Annotated in this window: 1 protein-coding gene; it reads left to right on the forward strand. The window is 38.9% G+C overall.

The genetic code is table 11. The features are described 5' to 3' along the window. Positions 1-229: 229 nt before the first annotated feature. Positions 230-1,183 (forward strand): IS110 family transposase, encoded by a 954-nt coding sequence (locus H5116_RS20065; protein WP_024598675.1) that lies wholly within the window; start codon positions 230-232, stop codon positions 1,181-1,183. The last annotated feature ends 34 nt before the right edge of the window (positions 1,184-1,217 follow it).

Below are 1,217 nucleotides of genomic sequence, written 5' to 3' on the forward strand. Positions count from 1 at the left end.
CTTGTATGGATAATAAACCCATAAATTAATTAATACTTTAACCAAGTTCGGGTAATGTGAGGCCCAAGCTTTGGCTGCAACCAAAGCCTTTTATACAGTAGTTCGATTGATTGAAGGCTCCTCTATTGAGAGACCGATAACAAGAAAGAACGCTGTATAAACTCCAAGCATTAAACTCGGATAGTCAACGGGGCCTCGAGCCCGAATCGCAAGGCAGAGTCAGCTTATTATGAATACACTCAATAATCAAAATGAAATTAACGTCGGTGTCGATACAGGTAAAACTCAACTCGATATTTACATCCGACCTTTAGATATATATTTCACCGTAGAAAACAATGACGGCGGCATTAAACACGCTATAAAAACACTAAAAAAGCACCCAATAACGCGTGTTACTATTGAAGCAACTGGGCGCCTTGAACACCCCTTTATTATGGCGTGTGCTCAAGCGAATATCCCTTTCGTTGTTGCTAATCCCGTTAATATTAAACGTTTCGCAGGCGCTATTGGCCAAAAAGCAAAAACAGATAAACTTGATGCGCAACTCATCGCTCATTTTGGTGAAGCAATAAAGCCACCACTCTCTTCTTTAAAGCCAGAGCAGATGCGCTTGATGAGTGATTTACTTTCTAGAAGAAGGCAGTTAATGGATATGCAAACGATGGAGAAAAATCGTTCACAGATAATGCCAAAAACAATATCATCACTAATAAAACCTATCCTAACGGCATTAAAAAATCAGATTGAAAAAGTAGATTTGAAACTACAAAAACTCATCAAAGAATGTGACGAATATAAGGTCAAGAATGACATTATTCAAAGTGTGCCTGGCGTTGGGAATGTTGTCGCATTTAACTTACTTAGTGACATGCCTGAGCTTGGGTGTGTAAACAATAAAGAGGCTGCATCACTGGTTGGTGTTGCACCATTTAATCGAGAAAGTGGTGCTTATCAGGGTAAACGGATGATACGAGGTGGACGGCCAAAAATTAGAACCGCAATGTATATGGCAATGATGTCAGCTATCCAATGTAACCCTAAATTTAAAGCTATATATCATCGGCTAGTCGCGGCAGGGAAACCTAAAAAAGTTGCTATTATTGCCTGTATAAGAAAGCTTATAGTAATCATAAATTCTATGGTGAGGGATGGTGTCATGTGGGATCCTAAAATGGTTTGAAATTAGGAATTGACACCATAGTCACTTGTTATAT

Source organism: Pseudoalteromonas sp. SG45-2 (assembly GCF_014164115.1).
GTDB classification, from domain to species: Bacteria; Pseudomonadota; Gammaproteobacteria; order Enterobacterales; family Alteromonadaceae; genus Pseudoalteromonas; species Pseudoalteromonas distincta.

Coding starts and splice junctions, on each gene's coding strand:
- H5116_RS20065 (WP_024598675.1), top strand. CDS start 230: ATGAATACACTCAATAATCAAAATGAAATTAACGTCGGTGTCGATACA.